The 20,397-nt window shown below is 66.5% G+C and carries 15 protein-coding genes; 13 read left to right on the plus strand and 2 right to left on the minus strand.

Annotation, left to right across the window (positions count from 1 at the left end):
* Positions 1–222: 222 nt before the first annotated feature.
* The 11 genes from ACRWNM_RS29055 to ACRWNM_RS29105 all read left to right on the plus strand — a co-directional run bounded on the left by ACRWNM_RS29055 (position 223) and on the right by ACRWNM_RS29105 (position 15,748).
* The gene (locus tag ACRWNM_RS29055; protein WP_431971298.1) at positions 223–1,080 is read left to right on the plus strand and encodes an FAD binding domain-containing protein; all 858 of its coding nucleotides are present in this window, start codon (positions 223–225) and stop codon (positions 1,078–1,080) included.
* Entirely contained in the window at positions 1,077–3,893 is a 2,817-nt protein-coding gene (locus ACRWNM_RS29060) for a molybdopterin-dependent oxidoreductase (protein ID WP_431971299.1), read from the plus strand. Before ACRWNM_RS29055 ends, ACRWNM_RS29060 begins: the two co-directional genes overlap by 4 nt.
* Positions 3,890–5,143, plus strand: coding sequence for a DUF6986 family protein (locus ACRWNM_RS29065; RefSeq protein ID WP_431971300.1), 1,254 nt, complete (start codon positions 3,890–3,892; stop codon positions 5,141–5,143). The genes ACRWNM_RS29060 and ACRWNM_RS29065 overlap by 4 nt, the downstream gene beginning before the upstream one ends.
* The gene (alc, locus tag ACRWNM_RS29070) at positions 5,140–6,111 is read left to right on the plus strand and encodes an allantoicase (RefSeq protein WP_431971301.1); all 972 of its coding nucleotides are present in this window, start codon (positions 5,140–5,142) and stop codon (positions 6,109–6,111) included. Before ACRWNM_RS29065 ends, alc begins: the two co-directional genes overlap by 4 nt.
* Positions 6,112–6,124: 13 nt before the next feature.
* On the plus strand, positions 6,125–7,024 hold the full coding sequence (gene puuE / locus ACRWNM_RS29075) for an allantoinase PuuE (protein WP_431971302.1): 900 nt from the start codon (positions 6,125–6,127) through the stop codon (positions 7,022–7,024).
* A gap of 107 nt (positions 7,025–7,131) precedes the next feature.
* Positions 7,132–7,335: a hypothetical protein gene (locus ACRWNM_RS29080; RefSeq protein WP_431971303.1), complete on the plus strand. Its 204-nt coding sequence runs from the start codon at positions 7,132–7,134 to the stop codon at positions 7,333–7,335.
* 241 nt (positions 7,336–7,576) lie between these two features.
* Positions 7,577–7,903, plus strand: a complete 327-nt coding sequence (locus ACRWNM_RS29085; RefSeq protein WP_431971304.1) for a type VII secretion target — start codon at positions 7,577–7,579, stop codon at positions 7,901–7,903.
* The gene (locus ACRWNM_RS29090) at positions 7,900–12,477 is read left to right on the plus strand and encodes a DUF6531 domain-containing protein (protein WP_431971305.1); all 4,578 of its coding nucleotides are present in this window, start codon (positions 7,900–7,902) and stop codon (positions 12,475–12,477) included. The genes ACRWNM_RS29085 and ACRWNM_RS29090 overlap by 4 nt, the downstream gene beginning before the upstream one ends.
* Positions 12,478–12,482: 5 nt before the next feature.
* Positions 12,483–12,971, plus strand: coding sequence for a hypothetical protein (locus ACRWNM_RS29095; RefSeq protein ID WP_431971306.1), 489 nt, complete (start codon positions 12,483–12,485; stop codon positions 12,969–12,971).
* Positions 12,972–13,430: 459 nt separating this feature from the next.
* Positions 13,431–13,796, plus strand: a complete 366-nt coding sequence (locus tag ACRWNM_RS29100) for a hypothetical protein (RefSeq protein ID WP_431971307.1) — start codon at positions 13,431–13,433, stop codon at positions 13,794–13,796.
* A 509-nt stretch (positions 13,797–14,305) separates the two neighbouring features.
* Entirely contained in the window at positions 14,306–15,748 is a 1,443-nt protein-coding gene (locus ACRWNM_RS29105; RefSeq protein WP_431971308.1) for an AAA family ATPase, read from the plus strand.
* 184 nt (positions 15,749–15,932) lie between these two features.
* Here the strand turns inward: ACRWNM_RS29105 and ACRWNM_RS29110 are convergent, their stop codons facing one another.
* Both ACRWNM_RS29110 and ACRWNM_RS29115 read right to left on the minus strand, forming a co-directional pair.
* Positions 15,933–16,142 (minus strand): hypothetical protein, encoded by a 210-nt coding sequence (locus tag ACRWNM_RS29110; protein WP_431971309.1) that lies wholly within the window; start codon positions 16,140–16,142, stop codon positions 15,933–15,935.
* 202 nt (positions 16,143–16,344) lie between these two features.
* Complete coding sequence (locus ACRWNM_RS29115) at positions 16,345–17,478, minus strand: alpha/beta hydrolase (protein WP_431971310.1); 1,134 nt, start codon at positions 17,476–17,478, stop codon at positions 16,345–16,347.
* 486 nt (positions 17,479–17,964) lie between these two features.
* Between ACRWNM_RS29115 and aceA the strand changes: the two genes are divergently transcribed.
* On the plus strand, positions 17,965–19,254 hold the full coding sequence (aceA, locus tag ACRWNM_RS29120) for an isocitrate lyase (protein WP_431971311.1): 1,290 nt from the start codon (positions 17,965–17,967) through the stop codon (positions 19,252–19,254).
* Positions 19,255–19,424: 170 nt separating this feature from the next.
* Positions 19,425–20,297: a 3-hydroxybutyryl-CoA dehydrogenase gene (locus tag ACRWNM_RS29125; protein WP_431971312.1), complete on the plus strand. Its 873-nt coding sequence runs from the start codon at positions 19,425–19,427 to the stop codon at positions 20,295–20,297.
* Positions 20,298–20,397 lie beyond the last annotated feature (100 nt).

Here is a 20,397-nt window from a genome sequence, read left to right on the forward strand (position 1 = left end):
GCACCGCCGCTCCGGACAACTCCTTGGTAGCAGCGGCATTTTGACCAGGTCAAGAAGGTGCCGCCGCTCGGTGGCCGATTTGTCCGCCGCGCGTGCCTTCGATGGGGCCGCGGAGGACGATCGAGGTAACCGACGCGCAATCAGGGGCGGGTGTCGCGCAACACCGCGGCAACCAGCGGCCCCTACTGTGGCGGCAGGGCGCTGTGAAGCGAGGTGAGCGACGTGGACCTGGACACGATCCGGGAGGTGACGGTGGCGAGGGGGCGGGCCGACCTGGCCGCCCTCGGCGGGGCGACGGGGGTGCTGGCCGGGGGCACCTTCCTGTTCTCGGAGCCGCAGCCGCAGCTGGTGCGGCTCGTCGATATCACCGAGCTGGGCTGGCCCGCGTGCACGACCACCACCGAGGGGCTGGAGATCGCGGCGACCTGCACTCTGGCGCAGTTCGCCGATGCCGCGCCCGGGCGCGAGCTCGGTGGCGACGCGCGGTGGCCGCAATGGCCGGGGACCGCGCTGTTCGCGCAGGCCTGCCGCGCGCTGGTGGCCTCGCACAAGATCTGGCACAGCGCGACGGTCGGCGGGAACGTGTGTCTCGCGCTGCCCGCCGGTGCGGTGCTCGCCGCGCTCGTCGCGCTCGACGGCGTCGCACTGGTGTGGGCGGCCGGGGGTGGCGATCGCCTGATTCCGCTGCGGGAGTTCGTGATCGGTCCCGGCCTGACGGTGCTGCGCCGGGGCGAGGTGCTGCGTTCGATCGCCGTCCCGGAGCGGACACTGCTCGCGCGCACCGCGTTTCGGAAGATCGCGCTCGCGCCGCTCGGACGCTCCGGCGCGCTGGTGATGGGTCGACGCGAGCCCGGCGACCGGTGCGTGCTGACGCTCACCGCGGCGACCACCCGTCCGGTCGTGCTCGACTTCCAGGTCGTGCCGGACGACCGGGCGGTGGCCGAAGCGCTGGACGAGGTGGATCCGGCGCTGTGGTTCGACGATCCGCACGGTGCGCCGGATTGGCGCAGGCACGTCACGGGACTGCTGGCCGCCGAGGTGGCCGCCGAGCTCCGCGCCGAACCCGGTGGGCGGCCATGAAATTCGCGCTGGACGGCCGCATCGTCGACGCCGAACCGAGCCCCGGTCAGTGTCTGCGCACCCTGCTGCGCGAGCTCGGATGGTTCGCCGTGAAGACGGGGTGCGACGCGGGTGACTGCGGCGCGTGCTCGGTGTGGCTGGACGGCGTGACGGTGCACTCCTGCCTCGTCCCCGCCTACCGCGTCGCGGACCGGTCCATCACCACGGCGGCCGGGCTCGGTGATACGGAGCGGATGCATCCAGTGCAGCGGCGAATCCTCGACGAGGCGGCGTTCCAGTGCGGGTTCTGCACGGCGGGAATGGTGGTCACGGGCGCGGGCTTGGAGTGCGGAACCGAAGCGGGGCCGGACCCGGCCGACCTTCCGGAACTGTTGAAGGGGAACCTGTGCCGCTGCACCGGGTATCGGGCGATTCGCGATGCGCTGACAGGTGACGGGGAACGAACGGACATAAGCCCAGCCGCGTCGATGGGTCCGCCCGAAAAGCCGCGTGTTGGCGAAGGCACGCAAGCGGGAACTGTAGTGCCCGAGCGGCTTCCATCCGGCGGCCGCGTGCGTGCGCCCGCAGGACCCAGGATCGTCACCGGCCGTGAGCCGTTCACTCTCGACGTGCTGTCCGCCGTCGACGACCCCACCGCGCCCCCAACCGCGCCACTGCACATCGCGGTTCTCCCGAGCCCGCACCCGCATGCGCGTATCCGTTCCATCGATACCGCTGCCGCCGAGGCGCTTCCGGGTGTGCGGGCGGTGCTGACCTACGCCGACTCGCCCTCGGTGCCGTTCTCCACGGCCAGGCACGAGTCGCGCGCCGACGACCCGGACGACACGTTCGTCCTCGACCGCACCGTGCGTTTCGTCGGACAGCGCGTGGCCGCCGTGGTCGCGGACAGTATGGAGACTGCTTCGGCGGGCTGCCGCGCCCTGCGGGTCACGTACAAGCTGCTGCCCCCCGTGTTCGATCCGGAGGACGCACTGGCCGAGGACGCGCCGAAACTGCATGCCGACAAACCCGATTCGGCGCGCATCGCCGATCCCGCGCGCAATGTGGTCGCCGAATTGCACGGCGGCGTAGGGGATATCGAGGCGGGACTGGCCGCCGCCGCGCGCGTGGTTCGCGGCACGTGGCATTCCCCCCGCGCGCAACACGTGCACCTCGAAACGCACGGCGGCATCGGGTGGCTGGACGCCGAAGGCAGGCTCGTCGTCCGGTGCAGCACGCAAGTGCCGTTCCTGGTCCGCGACGAGCTGTGCCACGTGTTCGGGCTGGAACGCGATCGGGTGCGGGTCTTCGCCGCCCGAGTCGGCGGCGGGTTCGGCGCCAAACAGGAAATGCTGGTGGAGGACCTCATCGCGCTCGCTGTGCTGCGCACGGGACGTCCGGTGCAGTACGAGTACACCCGCTCCGCCGAGTTCACCAGCGCCACCACCAGGCACCCGATGCGGGTCGCCGTCACCGCGGGCGCGGACGCGGACGGCGTGCTCACCGCCCTGGCCGTCGACGTGCTCTCCGACGCGGGCGCCTACGGGAATCACAGCCCGGGCGTGATGTATCACGGGGTGAGCGAATCGATCGAGGTGTACCGGTGCGCGAACAAACGCGTGGACGCCACGGCGGTCTACACCAACAACATCCCTTCCGGCGCGTTCCGCGGTTACGGGCTCGGTCAGATCATCTACGCCGTCGAATCGGCGTTCGACGAACTGGCCCGAGAGCTCGGCATCGACCCGTTCGATTTCCGCAGGCGCAATGTGGTCGTGCCCGGTGACGCGTTCGTCGGCGCCGCACCGGACCCGGGGGATCTGGTGTTCGGCAGTTACGGACTCGATCAGTGCCTCGACCTCGCGCAACGAGCTCTGGTGCGTGGCAACGGGATAGCGGCGCCCGGCCCGGAGTGGTCGGTGGGCGAGGGGATGGCGTTGGCGATGATCGCGACCATTCCGCCGCGCGGCCACCGCTCCTCGGCCGTCGCGCTGCTCCGCTCCGACGGCTGTTACGAAATCAGGGTAGGCACAACTGAATTCGGCAACGGAACGACGACCGTAATCGCGCAGCTGGCCGCCGCCGCATTGCACACCGATGCGGCGCGCATCGCGATCCGGCAGTCGGACACCGACTGCGTCGACCACGACACCGGCGCGTTCGGGTCGACCGGCATCGTGGTCGCGGGCAAGGCCGCCTATGCCGCCGCGCTCGCGCTGAAGGATCTGCTACTGGCGCGGGCCGCCGAACTCGCGGACACACCGGTGGGCGACTGCGACCTCGGTCCGGACGGCGTGCGGTGCGGTGATCGACTGATCCCCATGATGAAGCTCGCGGCGGCGGGCGAGCTGGCGGCGCATGGCGAGCACACCGGCATTCCCCGCTCGGTCAGCTTCAACGTGCAGGCCTTCCGGGTCGCCGTCGAGCGGGCTACCGGCCGGGTCCGCGTCCTGCAATCGATCCAGGCCGCCGACGCGGGCGTCGTGCTCAACCCGGTGCAGTGCCGCGGCCAGGTCGAGGGTGGGGTGGCCCAGGCCATCGGTACCGCGCTCTACGAGGACATGCGCTCCGAACACGGCGTGGTGACCACCCGGACGTTGCGGCATTACCACATTCCGCAGCTCGCCGATCTACCCTCGACCGAGGTCTACTTCGCCGACACCGCCGACGAACTCGGGCCGCTCGGCGCGAAATCGATGAGCGAGTCGCCGTACAACCCGGTCGCCCCGGCCATGGCCAACGCCATCCGCGACGCCGTGGGGGTGCGCATGCATCGACTGCCGATGACGGCCGACCGGGTTTGGCGCGCCATGCAGGAGGGAGAGGAACGGTGACCGTGACACGCCTGCCGGAGAACGTCCGGGCCAGGATCGAGGCCATGCTCGACGCCGTCGACGCCGACCTGCGGGCGCGCTACCCGGGGCCGGGGAGCAGGGTGCAACCGATCCACACCGTCTACGTGCCCGCCGACCGGGCGGGCGCGGACACACCGGCGGAGTGGGGCGCCGCGGCCGTCGAGCTGCTGGACGCCCACCGCGAACCGCTCGCCGAGCTCGACACCGCGGCGACCCTGCCCGCGGTACGGGAGCGGCTGCTGCGCGAACCGGTCCAGGATCTGCGGATCGATTTCGAGGACGGCTACGGTTTCCGTTCGGACGAGGAGGAGGACGCCGCCGCCACCGCGGCGGGCGAGATCCTGGCGGGCTGGGCCGCGGGTGGCGACGGTCCAGCGGGATTCGGCATCCGGATCAAAGGACTGGCGGGGATCGAACGCCGCAGGGCCCTGCGCACTCTCGAGCTCGTGCTGGACGCCGCGGGGGGAGTGCCCGAAGGGTTCGTCTTCACCGTGCCGAAGATCCGTGCCGCCGAGCAGGTTTCGGCGCTCGTCGCGCTCTGCGAGGGATTGGAGCGTGGCACGGGGCTCGCCGACGCGACGTTGCGCTTCGAGTTGCAGATCGAAAGCCCGCAGGCGATCGTCGGGTCCGACGGCAGCGTGCCGGTCGCCAAGATGATCAAGCTGTCCGGAAAACGCTGCGCCGGATTGCATTTCGGCACCTACGACTACACGGCGGCGTGCGGGGTGGCCGCCACCGACCAGGCGCTGGATCATCCCGCCGCCGACCACGCCAAGGCCGTCATGCAGGCGGCCGCGGCGCAGACCGGCGTCTGGGTGTGCGACGGTTCCACGCAGATCGTGCCGGACGCCGAACCGGAAGCCGCACTGCGCGAACATCATCGGCTCGTCACCCGGGCACTGCGCCGCGGCTATTACCAGGGCTGGGACATGCACCCGGGACACCTGATCACCCGGTGGATGGCGACCTACGCGTTCTTCCGCGGCGCGATCGACGTCGCGGTGCCACGGCTGCGGGCCTACCTGGCGCGGCACGACGCGGCCTCGGGAGTGGTGGACGAACCCGCCACCGCCGAGGCGCTGGCCGCCACCGTGCTGCGCGGGCTGCGTTGTGGCGCACGGTCCGGCGAGGAATTGACCACGGCAGCACCGGAATTGACCGACGAGGTACTACGGGCGCTGGCGGCCCGCGAGTGGATCGGTGATCCAGGCGTGCGGGAGAAGCGATGAACGAGGCCGACGGGCACTTCACGCTCTTGCCCGATCTGGCGGTCCGCCCGCTCGGCGGCGCGGTGATCTGGGCCAACGACGAGTTCTTCGCGGAGAAGGAGAACTTGATCAATCCCGGCGCCCCCGAGTATCGGCCGTCCACCTTCGGGCACAAAGGCCAGATCTACGACGGGTGGGAGACCCGAAGGCACCGTGGCGTGCCCGGCGACGACTCGGCCATCGTGCGGCTCGGTGTGCCGGGGGTGATCCGCGGCGTCGTGGTGGACACCGCGTGGTTTCGGGGCAACTATCCGCCAGCGGTCTCGCTGTCGGCGCTCGAGGTCGGAGGCTATCCGCCCGCCGAAACCCTTGTGGGCCGGAATGATTGGGTGACTCTGATCGACCACGCACCGGTCGCCGGAGACACCCGCAATCCGTTCCCCGTGGACAGCGACAAGCGGTGGACCCACGTGCGACTCACCATGCATCCGGACGGCGGTGTGGCGCGGCTGCGCGTGCACGGCGAAGGCCGGCCCGATCCGGCGCTGGTCGGCCTCGGCCCGCTGGACCTGGCGGCGCTGGAGAACGGCGCGCTGGTGCTGGACTGCTCCAATCGCTTCTACAGTTCACCGAACCAGCTGCTCTACCCGGGCTCGGCGCGGTGCATGGGCGACGGATGGGAAACCGCGCGTCGCCGCGACGACGGAAACGACTGGGTGCGTGTCCGTCTGGCGGGGCCGGGTCTGATCCGGCTCGCCGAGATCGACACGTCGTACTTTCTCGGCAACAGCCCCGGCGCGGCGCGGCTCACCGGTCGCACCAACGACGGCACCGAGGTGGAATTGCTGCCCCGCACCGAACTGCTGCCCGACACCAGGCACCGATTCCCGATCACGCCGATGGCGGCCTCGGTCGAGGAGGTACGCCTCGACATCTATCCCGACGGTGGTCTCGCGCGGCTGCGGTTGTACGGAGAGCTGGGTGCATGAGGGAGCTGGGTGCATGAGGGACTTTGTCGGATACGGGCCGAACCCGCCGGACCCGCGCTGGCCGGATGCGGCGCGTATCGCGGTGCAGTTCGTGCTCAACTACGAGGAGGGCGGGGAGAACAACGTGCTCGACGGCGACCCGCATTCGGAGACCTTCCTCTCGGAAATCACTCCGGCCGAGGCGTTTCCGAATCGCCACATGAGCATGGAGTCGCTCTACGAGTACGGTTCCCGCGCCGGACTGTGGCGGGTGCTCCGGGTGTTCGAGCGCCGCGGACTTCCGCTGACGGTGTTCGCGGTGGCCAGTGCGATGCAACGCAACCCGGAGGCGGTGGCGGCATTCACCGAACTCGGCCACGAGATCGCCTGCCACGGCCTGCGCTGGAAGTCCTACCAGCTCACCGATATCGAGACCGAGCGCGCCCACCTCGCCGAGGCGGTGCGCGTGCACACCGAGCTGACCGGGGCCGCGCCGCGCGGCTGGTACACCGGCCGCGATTCACCGAACACTCGCGAATTGGTCGTCGAGCACGGCGGTTTCGTCTACGACTCCGATTCCTACGCCGACGACCTGCCCTACTGGGTAACCGTTCGCGGCCGCGATCACCTGGTGGTGCCCTACACCCTCGACACCAACGACATGCGCTTCGCCTCCCCGGCAGGCTTCCCCAGCGGCGAGCAGTTCTTCGCCCACCTGCGCGACGCCTTCGATGTGCTGTATCGCGAAGGGGCGGAAGGCAGTCCGAAGATGCTCTCCATCGGCCTGCACTGCCGCCTCGTCGGCCGCCCCGCCCGCACCGCCGCCCTCGAGCGCTTCCTCGACCACGTGCAGTCCAACGACCGCGTGTGGATCACCCGCCGCATCGATATCGCCGACCATTGGCGGACTGTGCACCCACGGGAAGCGAGCTGATCCCCGGGCCACGGAGGAGTGGGTGGTGCTGCACAGCGGCGTCCCTCGCGGCTTCCACCGCCTCGGCCATCCCCACCGGATCGTTCGGGGGCGGGGACGGTCGAGAAGTGGTGATCATCGACAACCAGCTGGAGCTGAGCAACCTGGACTCGTGCTGGGCCAGCGGCTTCCCGCGTGACATCCACTTCCAGAACCGCAGCAAGCGCGAATTCCTGGTGTTCGCGACCAACGACTGCACAGGTGAACCCACCGCGACGGTGGCTCCGGGTGCATCCGTGACGTACTACGGCTGGTCGGCGGTGGCGAGGTAGTCAGCGCTCGGATGCGCAGGTGATCAACGAAGTTGGCTCCGGGCGACGAGAGTTTCGTCCGGAGCTTCCTTTTGTGTGCCCGGCATCGGTGCGGTTCGTAGTGCTGACAGGCACTCTCGCACAGCGATTGCTGGTCGCCGTGGCCGACGATGACGTCTAGCTATGATCATCGTGGGCATTCGTGCGGTGCCACAGAAGGTTTCGACCCGGGGGAGGACCCGGGTGGGGGAGGTGGTGCTTCATGGCCGAAAACCTGAACGTCGATCCGGAGCGGGTCCGTACGCACGCGTCGAATGTGGCGAAGCTGGCCGAGCCTCTGGGGCAGGCGTTGGAGGCGGCGAAGGCGGTGTCGGCTCCCACCGAGGCGTTCGGCAAGATCTGTGCGTTTCTGCCGCCGTTGTTCGTGGATTCGGTCGAGTCCGACGGGATCGCGGCGCTGGAGGCCGCCGTGACGGCCGTCGGTGAGGACGCGGGGAAGCTGCGGACGGTGGCCGACGGCTACGAGAGCACCGACAGTTCGAATGCGAGCAACCTGAAGGCGGTCGAGCCGAACGGGTCCACCAAGTGAGTGACGGCCAGTCGAATCCGCTGATCGCGCAGGCCGAGGACTCCACCGAGTGGTATTCGGGCGTCACGCTTTTCGAGACGGTTTCGGATACCTACGAGGCGATTTCGTCCGGCTCGTGGGTAGAGGCGGGTCTGGGCGTCGTCGGCGTCGGACTCGAGGTCGCCGCCGTGGTGGTCGATCCGCTGGGCACGCTGGCTGGTTTCGGTGTCGGGTGGCTGATCGAGCATGTCGAGCCGTTGCAGGAGGCATTGAACTGGGTCGCCGGTGATCCGGATCAGATCGAGGCGTATGCCAAGACCTGGAGCAATGTTTCGGAGAAGATCAACGAGGCGGCCGAGGCGCACAAGCAGGCGGTCGAGAAGGACATCTCCGAGTGGCAGGGCGCGACAGCGACCGCTTATCGAGCGCGGGCAGCCGAGACCGCCGACGCGCTGGCCGCCGCGACGAAGGCGGCCGAGGCGGCGTCGCAGGCCATTCAGATGGCGGGCGGTGTGGTGGCCGCGGTGCGCATGATGGTGCGCGACATCGTCGCTCAGGCGGTCGGAAGGCTGGCCGTGTGGGCCGCGGAGGCGATCTTCACGCTCGGCGTCGGCACCCCGGTGGTGGCAATGCAGGCAACTGTCTACGTCGCCAAGACGTTGACCACGATTTCCAAGCTGTTCCGCAAGCTCGCCAGCACCATGTCGAAGCTGACCCCGTTGCTACGCAAGCTGAAAGACGCGTTCGCCTCCATCATCAGGAAACTCACGGGGAAGCGCGGCGGTACCCCGACGGGCGCTCGTCCGTCGAAGAAGACGACCAACGACACCGACACGACACCGGCATCGACGGATACGAAACCCGCCAACACCGACACCAAGCCCGCTAGCGCGGAGACGAAGCCCTCCGACACCCCGTCGAAACAGCCTGATTCGCCGAATAATTCGCCCGACAGTACGAATCCGGCGGGCACGAATTCGCCGAGCAAGACCGACAATCCCAGCAGCCCGAAGAAGTCGAACGAGGGCGTGGGGGACGAAGCACGGACCAACAATCCGAAGGACACGCAGAAGCCGGAGGATGTCAACAGCTGCGGTGACCCGGTTGACGCCGCGACCGGTGAATTCCTGCTGCCGGAAACCGATGTGGAGTTGCCCGGAGTACTGAACCTCGAACTGCGCCGCAGGCATCGGTCGAGCTACCGGTTCGGACGCTGGTTCGGCCCATCGTGGTCGGCGACCCTGGACATGCGCGTGGTGGTCGATCAGCAGGGCGTGACCTTCGTCGGCGAAGACGGAATGCTCCTCGCCTACCCGCACACCGCGCCCGACATCGCCGTGCTTCCCTCGGGCCGTTCACCGCGCTGGACGATGACCCGCACCGAATCGGGTGGATACCGGGTCTTCGACCCCGATCGCGAAATCACCTGGCACTTCACGCCCGATCCCACCCACAGCGCACTGCCCACTCTGCTCGGCGACTACCCGATCACCGCGATCACCGACCGCCACCACAACGAGGTCCGCTTCCACTACGACATCGACGGCACGCCGACCGAAGTCACCCATTCCGGCGGCTACCGCGTGCGAGTGGACACCGCCGACGGGCGAGTCACGGCGCTTTCGGTGCTCGGTCGCGATGCCTACGGCACCGAGATCACCACTCGTGTTCGCGAATTCGCGTACGAAGCGGGCGAGTTGGTGTCGATCACCAACGGTGTCGGCGCTACTACCCGCTACACCTATGACGATCAGCATCGGATGCTGTCGTGGACGGACTCCAACGACAACCAGATGCACAACGTCTACGACGGTGCCGGACGCGTCATCCGCCAGCACGGTACCAACGGCATCATGTCGGCCGAGTTCGGCTACGACACACTTCCCGACGGGTCTGGCAGCCGCACAACGTTCACGAATTCCCTCGGCGCGGTCACCATCTTCGAATTCGACGACGACCTGCGGTTGCGGGACACGATCGATCCGGCAGGAGCCCGCACCCACACCGACTACAACGACGACCGGAAGCCCGTCCGAGTGATCGCCGCCGACGGCGCGATCACTCGTTACGAGTACACCGGTGACGGCGACCTCGCTGCGGTCACTCGCCCGGACGAGGCGACGATCACCGTCGAGTACCAGGTCCGCAACCGGCCTGTCGCGATCACCGGCGCCGATGGGTCCGTCAGGCGCTTCGAATACGACGAACAAGGAAACCTCGCCGCGATCGTCGACAGCGCGGGTGTGCGCACCGTGCATACCCATCACCGATCCGGTGCCGTCGCGTCGATCACCGAATCCACTGACGCGCGAACGGCAATCGAAGTGAATGCGGCCGGGCTGCCGATCACCGTCGTGGACCCGCACGGCGGAATCTCGCGGATCACTCGCGACCATTTCGGCCGGCCCGTCACCGTCATCGACCCCCTGAACGCGATCACCCGCTATCAATGGTCGCCCGAGGGAAAGCTCGTGTGCCGCACGGACTCCGACGGCCACACGGCCACGTGGGAATGGGACGGGGAAGGCAATCTCCGCACCCACATCGATCGTGCAGGCGGGCAGACGCGCTTCACCTACGGCGCGTTCGACCTACTGACCTCGCGCACGGAGCCTGATCAGACTGTCACCCGGTACACGTGGGACACCGAACGTCGAATGGTCGCAGTGGTGAACCCACTCGGCCACACGTGGCGCTACACCTACGACCCGGCCGGGCGGATCGTCAGCGAAGTCGACTACACCGGCGCGCAGACCCGATACGACTTCGACGCCGCCGGGCGAGTCTCGGCGATTACCGCTGCCACCGGCGTAACCAGGCGCAACCGCTACGACATCCTCGGGCGGCTGATCGAAGTGCACGCCGAGACCGGCGAATGGGTTCGGTACTCCCACGATGTGGTGGGACGGCCTCTCACCGCGGTATCCGGCGTCGGCAACGACCGCACGCACACCGTCGAATCCACCTACACCGCCGAAGGCCGCCTCGCTTCCCAACGTGTCGACGACCGCCCGGCGATGCACTTCCAGTACGACGACCACGGCCGTCGCATCGGTCGAACGAACCCGTCCGGCTCGACAACCACCTGGGAGCACGACCACACCAGCCGCATCACCGGGCTTACCACCGACGGCCACTCCATCGCCTTCGCCCACGACGCGGCTGGCCGCAGCACCGGCTGGCGTCTCGGTGCGATCACCGTCGACCAGACACTCTCATCGCACGGCTTCGTCACCCAGCAGCAAGTGCACGCGGACCCCGCGCCCGCCCACGATCCCTCGATCCCGCACGCTCCGAGCCTCCTCCGCCGCGACGACTACACCTGGCGCCCAGACGGATACATCGCCACGCACACCACCACCCGCCCGGACACCGTACGCGTCGTTCGTGACTACGCCCTCGACGCGATCGGCCGCGTCACGACGGTCACCGCCAACGGGCGAACCACCGAGCGATACGCCTACGACGCCCTCAGCAACATCACCAGCAGCCAACTGCCCGAGAACATCTCGACCACACCGGATTCGACCGGCGCCACCGCTGTCGCGACCAGAACCGACTTCCCCACCGACAACCGCCGCGAGTACCGCAACAACCTGCTCATCCGCGACGGCCACACCCGCTACCACTACGACGAAGCCGGCCGCCTCATCCGCAAGGAAACCACCCGCCTATCCCGCAAACCCGACATCTGGCACTACCGCTACAACGCTTTCGACCAGCTGACCGATGTGTATACGCCGGACCGGCAGTGGTGGCACTACACCTACGACGCCTTCGGCCGTCGCACCTCCAAACAACACCTCATGAACGACGGCGCGGTCCTCGAGCGCACCGACTACACATGGGACCGGACCCACCTGATCGAACAGATGCACCCACAGGGCGTGCTGCGCTGGAATCACCAGCCGAAAACTCACAGGCCGATCACCCAAACCACTATCGACCGCGAATTCTTCGCCATTATCACGGACCTCGTCGGCACCCCTACCGAACTCGTAGACCCGGCTACCGGGCAGACCGTTGGCTCCGCGACCACCGAACTCTGGGGCGCGACCACCTGGCAAGGCATCGCCTCTACTCCGCTGCGGCTTCCCGGCCAGTACCATGATCCCGAAACCGGCCTCCATTACAATTTTTTCCGAGCATACGACCCGGTGATCGGTCGCTATCTCACCGGCGACCCGCTCGGGCTGGTTCCAGCGCCCAATCCTGAAACTTATCCACACAACCCCTTGGTGTGGTCTGACCCGCTGGGTCTGGTGCCGAATTGTCCGGTCCGGGTCTCTCCGATGGATTCGGACTGGGCAACGAAGGGCGCTCACGTACACATCGGGCGAAACGAGGTTCGAGTCTTTGCCCACCATGACGGGACAGTAGGTGTGGAAGGAATCAGGATGTCACATGGCCTTCCAACGGATACTCAAATGCGTCGCGTGTTAGATGAGATCAATTCAAATGCGGATCTCCGAGCGGATCTGATCTCTAAATCTCGTGCAGCAATGACCGAGATGAATTCCCATAATTGGGGAAACAATAGCAATCGGGCGGTTGAATTGCATTTTCTTGTCAAGGCGCTGGAGCGGATAGGATAGCTATCATGACGACGCGGTTCGCTGAGTACCTGGCCGATGTTGCGTGCACGGGATCCCTGCTCGGGCTCCGAAACGGCGCAACCGTTGCAGATATTGATGGCGCGTTTGGTGACCCGAGCTATGTGGACGATATGGATAAGCGAAGGAAGAATTTCCGTCGCGACTACGGACTGATCGAATTTGGATTCCAATCCGACCCGCTCCTAGGATGGACCTGTTTCAGTGCGATAATTGCGGTCCACAGACTTCGCTGGAATGCGCACGTACCGAGTTCGATAGCAGCTTTGGTAGGCGAGGCTCCGCTCGTAATCTCCTTGAGCGACCTCAAGGAGTCGATAGCTCTTCGAGGGAGTTCGATTCGAAAGATGGATACCGAATTCCATGACTTCAAGTACTATTCGATCCCCTCGTCTCGCGCTCAGGTAATCGTTACTGCAGAGGATATCGACGACATCCTGATTGCTGATTGCGTATGGTCCATCACCCTTTGGTAGGACTCGTCCTCGTTCGCGCCTATGCTGGGCCGAGGATGCTAGCTGTATGAGGCCATGACGTTGGTGGCATGGACTAGGTATACGCAGGACGAATTGGTCGGCATTGCTCCCGATGGACCCCTGGTTTACAGGACCGACCCGGGGCGGTGTCCAAACTGTAAGAATAACACCGTACGTTGGTACTATTATGAATTCACCAACGCCCGACGGCTCGGAGTCTCGCTTATATGGTGTCGAAGCTGCCGTCGATGCCACTGGTCCGAAGTAGCGCCTCTATCGGACACCAACAGTATTGTTGATCCGTTGAGCGGTACCGAGCTGCAGGCTACGATTGAACGCAAGCATCCGTTCAGTGCTTTCGATTTACTCGATAAGGAATGGGACAAGGGCATTCTGCCCCAGAGGGTAGTTCCCCATTCCTCCAATCGCTGAGGTCTCCATCATCGCTACTGGTGGTCTATGGATGAGAGTGTGCTGAGGCGGCTGCTGGCGATGGCTGTCCTCGCGGGGATCTGCGACACCGAGATACTTGCTGCGATGGATGATCGACTTGCCATTGTTACCGGCCCGTTCGAACAGTCGACATGCTGCACATATATCAGACGACTGCGGCGAACCGAGAGTGGATCCGACCTGCGGCATCGAACCGAGCAGCTCGTGGAGTTGCTGGCGAAATATCCAGAAGAGTTTCTTAACAAGGTCACGGTTTATCCCGAGCGTGGCGGATCTAAGATGTTCCTAGCTGACGAGAGTGAATCCCGAATACTTCTCTGGATGAGAATGTTTGATCATCTACCGCCGTCCGATGAGTCCGGGCTGGCGTGAGAGGCGTTGGGGTGTCTGCCGATTGGTGCGGCGTGACTGATATGGCCGCGAGACGCGATGCCCGCCTCGCCATGCCTCCGGCGTCCCGGATGCGATGTGCGCGCCAGCTGTCTCGTCTCGTCATCGTGCGCAGAGCAGCCGAAGCTTCGGAAATATCCGTCCGACTGGCATTTTCGACGTCGCCGCTGCGAGCAACTACGCCGCCGAAGCGCCGCTCGCCAGTACCGCGACGTGAATATGAGCAACGTGCAGTCGCTCGAGGTATTCGGTCCGCATCTGTGACCCGGGCCGCGGTACCGCCACGATCTATGCCGCCGGTGCGCGAAGGATTGCATCGCACCCTCGATTCGAGCGCACCTTCCTGGCCTCGACCCCGAGTTGGACCACCGCGCCGCATCCGATGCGCAAGGGCACCGGCTGACCTGCGGAGATTTTGAGGATGTATACTTAGTGGAAATATACTTCCTCAAATTGGGGCGGAGGTTCTGGGCATCGAGAAGCCAGCCGACATGTTCGACCGCGAGCGCGAGTGGCGGGCCTTGGCGCGGTTCGTCACGAGCGGGCAGCCGCATGCCACGCTGGGAGTGGTGTCGGGGCGGCGCAGGCAGGGGAAGACCTTCCTGCTGGAGGCGGTCTGCGAGGCAACGGGAGGGTTCTACTTCGCGGCGGACCAGGCCACCGAGGCTGAGTCACTGCGGTACTTCGCGGCGGCGGTCGCGGAGTTCAGTGGTTCGGGTCTGCCCATTCGGTTCGATGACTGGCGCCAGGCTGTCGATGCGCTCTTGACGGTGACGGAAGGCCGCGAGGTTCCGGTTGTCATCGACGAGTTTCCCTACCTTGTGAAGGCCAGTCCCGAGTTGCCGTCGATCATTCAATCGGCGTTGGCGCCGCGCAGGCCGGAGCGATTGCGGTCGCGTGCCCGCCTGCTGTTGTGTGGTTCGGCGATGTCGTTCATGGGTTCGCTGCTGGCGGGTGGCGCGCCGCTGCGGGGCCGAGCGGGACTCGAGTTGATCGTCCCTACCCTGGACTATCGGCTCGCCGCCGACTTCTGGGGTATCAGTGATCCACGGTTGGCGATCCAGGTGCACGCGATCGTCGGCGGAACTCCGGCTTATCGGCGAGAGTTCGTCGAAGGGGACGCACCCGTGAATCTAGACGACTTCGACGACTGGGTGCTGCGAACAGTTCTCAACCCTTCGAGCCCGCTCTTTCGCGAAGCACGGTATCTGCTCAGCGAGGAACCCGGATTGCGCGATCCCGGCCTGTACCACTCGGTGTTGGCAGCTGTCGCGCAGGGCAACGCGACCAGCGGTGGGATCGCGTCGTATGTGGGACGCAAAGCCAGCGACATCACTCATCCACTGACGGTGCTCGAAGACTGCGGCTTGTTGCGCCGAGAGCGCGACGCGTTCCGTGGGAACCGCATGCTCTATCAGATCAATGAACCGCTGGTGGCCTTCTACCACGCGATCCAGCGCCCTGACTGGACGGAGTGGGAACATGGACGCCGGTCGGAGCGACTGTGGGAGCGTCGGCGCCACCGCTTCGAAAGTAACGTGCTGGGGCCGCATTTCGAGGAGATCTGCCGCGCCTGGGTTGCGGGCTACGCGCCCGATGACTTCTTCGGCGGGCACGTCACCCGGGTGGCGAGCGGGATGGTCAACGAACCCGCGCAAAAGACCACGCACGAAGTCGATATCGCGGTCTTCGGTGAACTTTCCGACGGTCGCGAAGCGCTGCTGTCCATCGGCGAGGCCAAATGGAACGACAGGATGGGCCTCGGTCATCTGGATCGGTTGCGGCGGATCCGGGACCTGCTCTCGGACAAGTTCGACACGAGCCGAACGCGATTGGCTTGCTACAGCGGTGTGGGTTTCATGCCCGCGCTGATCGACACAGCTGCGGCGGAGGATGTGGTCCTGGTCGACTCGGACATGCTTTACGCCGCTTAGCCTTCCGCCTGCCCGTCGACTTCGATCCTGCGCGTCACGATGCCAGGGGCTCGGTCTCGAGCGGGAATCAGCCGATCACCTGTGACGGGCGTGTACTTAGTGGAAGTGTACTTCCTCGAATTGCGGTCGGCGCTGCGGAAGAAGTGCTGACGGCCGATCGGCGCGCGAAACAGGTCGGCGCCGGTCAGGCGAAGATGTCGTCGAGTGTGGTTGCGGTGAGGACGCGGGTGGTCCAGGTGCGCACTTCGGCCGGGTCTGCGGTGTGGATCGCATCCGTGATCCCGGCCGGGATTGTTCCGAATTTGATCGTCAGCAGCTCGACCAGCGCGTTCGCGCGGCCTTTGGCTTCGCCTCTGGCCTCGCCTTCGGCGCGGAGCCGTTCGGCGGTGGTCATGCTGGCCTCCTTGGCTCGGGGACCGAGTCGATCGATGAGTGGATCCAGATCGGTTTCCTGGGTGTCGCCGACAATAAGAATGTACGTCACGACGCATCGAAGTTCCTCCATGCCGCTGGGACCGGCCAGGATGGCCCGCAGATCCTCGGTCAACGGCAGCATGTCGACGCCGAGGCGGGTATTGCAAAGTGCGAGACCCCGTTCAGAAGAACAGGTTTCGCACGAAGGGGACGGAGTCGGGGAGGGAGGCGTTCACCGCTCCACTGTGATCCTGCTGGTAGGTGCGCAGGGTGACCGGCTGCCCGCCTGCTTGCAGGGTGGCGGCGAAGGCGAGGGTGGCGGGGGTGATGACGTCGGTGTCGCGCAGGCCCTGGCCGAGGAAGAGCGGGCGGTCGTAGCCGGATTGGGGCAGGCCCATGGTCCTGGTCAGGACGCCGCGGAGGTCGGGGATCTGGGCGAGCGGGCGGGCGAACAGGTCGCCGAGGACCACTTCGGCGGCGGCGAGCTCTTCGCCGAACGGGTTGATGCAGGCGGTGCGGGCGCGGGTGAGCCAGTCTCGGCCCGCGTCGGTCAGGTAGGAGTCGATGTCGAGTTCGGGGTATGTGGTGCGCAGTCCGTTGAGGATGTACAGGACGTAGGCGGTGGTGTGCGGGCCCAGCTCTATCGGCGGCATGCCGGGGCCGAGCGGCAGCAGGATGTCCTCGATGTAGGCGGGGACGCCGGTGCCGACGGCGCCGCGGTAGTCGAGTTCGGGTCCGCCGAACTCGGTGGCGTAGCGCGCGGTGAAGACTGCCGCGCCGCCGCCCTGCGACTGGCCGACCACGACCCACTTCTTCGCCAGCGACGGGTACTGCCGCGTCGCGGCCTTCACCGCGTCCACCACGTTGTGCGCCTCGACGGTGCCGTTGAGGTAGGGGTGCTCACCCGGGGTGCCGAGCCCGGCGTAGTCGGCGGCGACCACGGCGTAGCCCTGCTTCAGCCAGGTGCCCAGGTAGGCCCAGTCGCGTTCGCGGGCGCCGGGGCCGGCGATGCTGTAGGCGCAGTCGTCGCCGAGGCCGACCGTGCCGTGCGCCCATGCGATCACCGGCCAGCCGCCCTCGGGTGGCGTTCCGGCCGGGAAGTAGACGGCCGCGCTCGCGGTGGTCGGCGCGTCGCCGGCGGTCGTGGAGCGATAGAGCAGGCGGGCCGCGTCCGCCGCGTCGGGCGGCGTCGCGACCGCGGCGAGCGGGGCGACCGACTCGACCGTGCCCGCGGCGGGCTCAGCGCTCGCGGTGGAGGGATACAGCAGGGCGGTCGCGCAGGCCGTGACGGCCGCGGCGAGGCACAGTTTCCGCATGGGGCTCCTGTTCGATGGCGTCGCGTGGATGCTCCGACTGGAGTTGGACGCTTGATCGAGATTGATTCTCGGTTCAAGTCTGCCGTATCCGCTCGCGCGATTCGCGGCGAAGAGTGTCCGGGCCCACACCGAGGGCGGCCGCCCCACCCTGTGAATCCACTCACAGACCGGAATGCTCCGGCGTGTTGCCGCGGGGGTGGCTGGAGATCACAAACAGTACGAGCGTTACGCTAAAACCCCACGTCAGAGCTACCTGCGGGTAGGTTCATTACTTGCAATTCGCCCGCAAACTTTGCAAAGTTAGCACTCACCGGGCGAAACCTAGCTGAGATTCACATTAGCAACAGGTAGACGGCTATTTCGTGGTGTGCCATCGTGTGGAAGTACACCCCATGGGCCTAGCAAGCCTGCAAATCGTCGCTCCAGCAGTCCGAGTGGAATCTCGGCGAGCGGCACCGACCGACCAAAGAAGAAGTGGAGTCAGAGATGTCGACCACCGGCACCCCGAAGACCGCTGCGGAAATCCAGCAGGATTGGGACACCAACCCGCGCTGGAAGGGCATCACCCGTAACTACACCGCGGACCAGGTGGTGAAGCTCCAGGGTTCCGTCGTCGAGGAGCACACGCTCGCTCGCCGCGGCTCGGAGATCCTGTGGGATCTCGTGAACAACGAGGACTACATCAACTCCCTCGGTGCCCTCACCGGCAACCAGGCGGTCCAGCAGGTCCGCGCCGGCCTGAAGGCCATCTACCTGTCGGGTTGGCAGGTCGCCGGTGACGCGAACCTGTCCGGCCACACCTACCCGGACCAGTCGCTGTACCCGGCCAACTCGGTGCCGCAGGTCGTGCGCCGCATCAACAACGCGCTGCTGCGCGCCGACGAGATCGCCAAGGTCGAGGGTGACACCTCCGTCGCCAACTGGCTGGCTCCGATCGTCGCCGACGGCGAGGCCGGCTTCGGTGGCGCGCTCAACGTCTACGAGCTGCAGAAGGCCATGATCGCGGCCGGTGTCGCCGGTTCGCACTGGGAGGACCAGCTGGCCTCCGAGAAGAAGTGTGGCCACCTGGGCGGCAAGGTGCTGATCCCCACCCAGCAGCACATCCGCACCCTGACCTCCGCGCGCCTGGCTGCCGACGTCGCCGGCGTGCCGACCGTGGTCATCGCCCGCACCGACGCCGAGGCCGCCACCCTCATCACCTCCGATGTGGACGAGCGCGACCGTGAGTTCCTGGACGGCACCCGTACCGCCGAGGGCTTCTTCGGTGTGAAGAACGGCATCGAGCCCTGCATCGCGCGTGCCAAGGCCTACGCCCCGTACTCCGACCTCATCTGGATGGAGACCGGTGTGCCGGACCTCGAGGTCGCGCGCAAGTTCGCCGAGGCCGTCCGTGGCGAGTTCCCGGACCAGCTGCTGGCCTACAACTGCTCGCCGTCCTTCAACTGGAAGGCGCACCTGGACGACGCGACCATCGCGAAGTTCCAGAAGGAGCTCGGCGCGATGGGCTTCAAGTTCCAGTTCATCACCCTGGCCGGCTTCCACTCGCTGAACTACGGCATGTTCGACCTGGCCCACGGCTACGCTCGCGAGGGCATGACCGCCTTCGTCGACCTGCAGGAGCGCGAGTTCAAGGCTGCCGCCGAGCGTGGCTTCACCGCCATCAAGCACCAGCGTGAGGTCGGTGCCGGCTACTTCGACACCATCGCCACCACCGTGGACCCGAACACCTCCACCGCGGCGCTCAAGGGCTCCACCGAAGAGGGTCAGTTCCACTGAGTTGACCAGCCCGCAGTGATGCAGGCCGACAACCCTCTACTCCAGTAGGGGTGTACCGCCCTCCCCGCCGAACAGCCCCGGCGGGGAGGGCATCCCTATACCTTGGACCAAAACCCAAGCCATCCCAGACCCAAGCCATCCCAGCCACACCAGACCAGCAGGAGCGGGACGTGAGCAGCGAGAAGATTCAGCGTGTCGGCGTCATCGGCGCCGGACAGATGGGTGCCGGAATCGCGGAGGTGTGCGCCAGGGCGCACGTCGACGTGCTCGTCTACGAACAGACTCGGGAACTAGCGGCTGCCGGTCGCGCTCGCATCCTGCGCTCGCTGGACCGTGGGGTGAGCAGCGGCAAGATCACCGAGCGTGAGCGTGAGCAGGCCGCATGGCGCCTGCGCTTCACCTCCGACCTCGGCGACTTCGCCGACCGTCAGCTGGTCGTCGAGGCCGTGCTGGAGAGCGAAGAGGTCAAGACCTCGATCTTCGCCGAGCTCGACAAGGTCGTCACCGACCCGAGCGCGGTGCTCGCCTCCAACACCTCCTCCATCCCGATCATGAAGATCGCCGTCGCGACCGCCAACCCCGAGCGCGTCCTCGGCATGCACTTCTTCAACCCGGTGCCGGTGCTGCCGCTCGTGGAGCTGGTCACCACGCTGAAGACCAGCGCGTCGGTCTCCGAGCGCGCCGAGGCTTTCGCCGGTGACGTGCTCGGCAAGCAGGTCGTCCGCTCGGCCGACCGCTCCGGCTTCGTCGTCAACGCGCTGCTGGTGCCGTACCTGCTGTCCGCCATCCGCATGGTCGAATCCGGTTTCGCGACCAAGGACGACGTCGACAAGGCCATGGTGCTCGGCTGCGCCCACCCGATGGGCCCGCTCGCGCTGACCGACCTGGTCGGCCTCGACACCGTCAAGTCCATCGCCGACTCGATGTACGCCGAGTTCAAGGAGCCGCTGTACTCCGCGCCGCCGCTGCTGATGCGGATGGTCGAGGCGGGGCTGCTCGGCAAGAAGACCGGCGCGGGCTTTTACCAGTACAACAACCGCTGAGTTTTTGGCGCGCTGGCGCTGAGTTCGCAAGTGCGATGATCCAGAGCGGGTACGCGAGCTGTGTCTGTTGGCGCGCTGGCGCGCGCGTGTTCGCGGCCCC

Source organism: Nocardia sp. bgisy134 (genome assembly GCF_965341865.1).
Lineage (GTDB): Bacteria > Actinomycetota > Actinomycetes > Mycobacteriales > Mycobacteriaceae > Nocardia.

Excerpts from the sequence above, each read along its gene's own strand:
- puuE (WP_431971302.1), top strand. The coding sequence starts at position 6,125 with ATGAGGGACTTTGTCGGATACGGGCCGAACCCGCCGGACCCGCGCTGG.
- ACRWNM_RS29095 (WP_431971306.1), top strand. The coding sequence starts at position 12,483 with ATGACGACGCGGTTCGCTGAGTACCTGGCCGATGTTGCGTGCACGGGA.
- ACRWNM_RS29105 (WP_431971308.1), top strand. The coding sequence starts at position 14,306 with ATGTTCGACCGCGAGCGCGAGTGGCGGGCCTTGGCGCGGTTCGTCACG.
- ACRWNM_RS29060 (WP_431971299.1), top strand. The coding sequence starts at position 1,077 with ATGAAATTCGCGCTGGACGGCCGCATCGTCGACGCCGAACCGAGCCCC.
- ACRWNM_RS29100 (WP_431971307.1), top strand. The coding sequence starts at position 13,431 with ATGGATGAGAGTGTGCTGAGGCGGCTGCTGGCGATGGCTGTCCTCGCG.
- ACRWNM_RS29110 (WP_431971309.1), bottom strand. The coding sequence starts at position 16,142 with ATGACCACCGCCGAACGGCTCCGCGCCGAAGGCGAGGCCAGAGGCGAA.
- alc (WP_431971301.1), top strand. The coding sequence starts at position 5,140 with ATGAACGAGGCCGACGGGCACTTCACGCTCTTGCCCGATCTGGCGGTC.
- ACRWNM_RS29115 (WP_431971310.1), bottom strand. The coding sequence starts at position 17,478 with ATGCGGAAACTGTGCCTCGCCGCGGCCGTCACGGCCTGCGCGACCGCC.
- aceA (WP_431971311.1), top strand. The coding sequence starts at position 17,965 with ATGTCGACCACCGGCACCCCGAAGACCGCTGCGGAAATCCAGCAGGAT.
- ACRWNM_RS29085 (WP_431971304.1), top strand. The coding sequence starts at position 7,577 with ATGGCCGAAAACCTGAACGTCGATCCGGAGCGGGTCCGTACGCACGCG.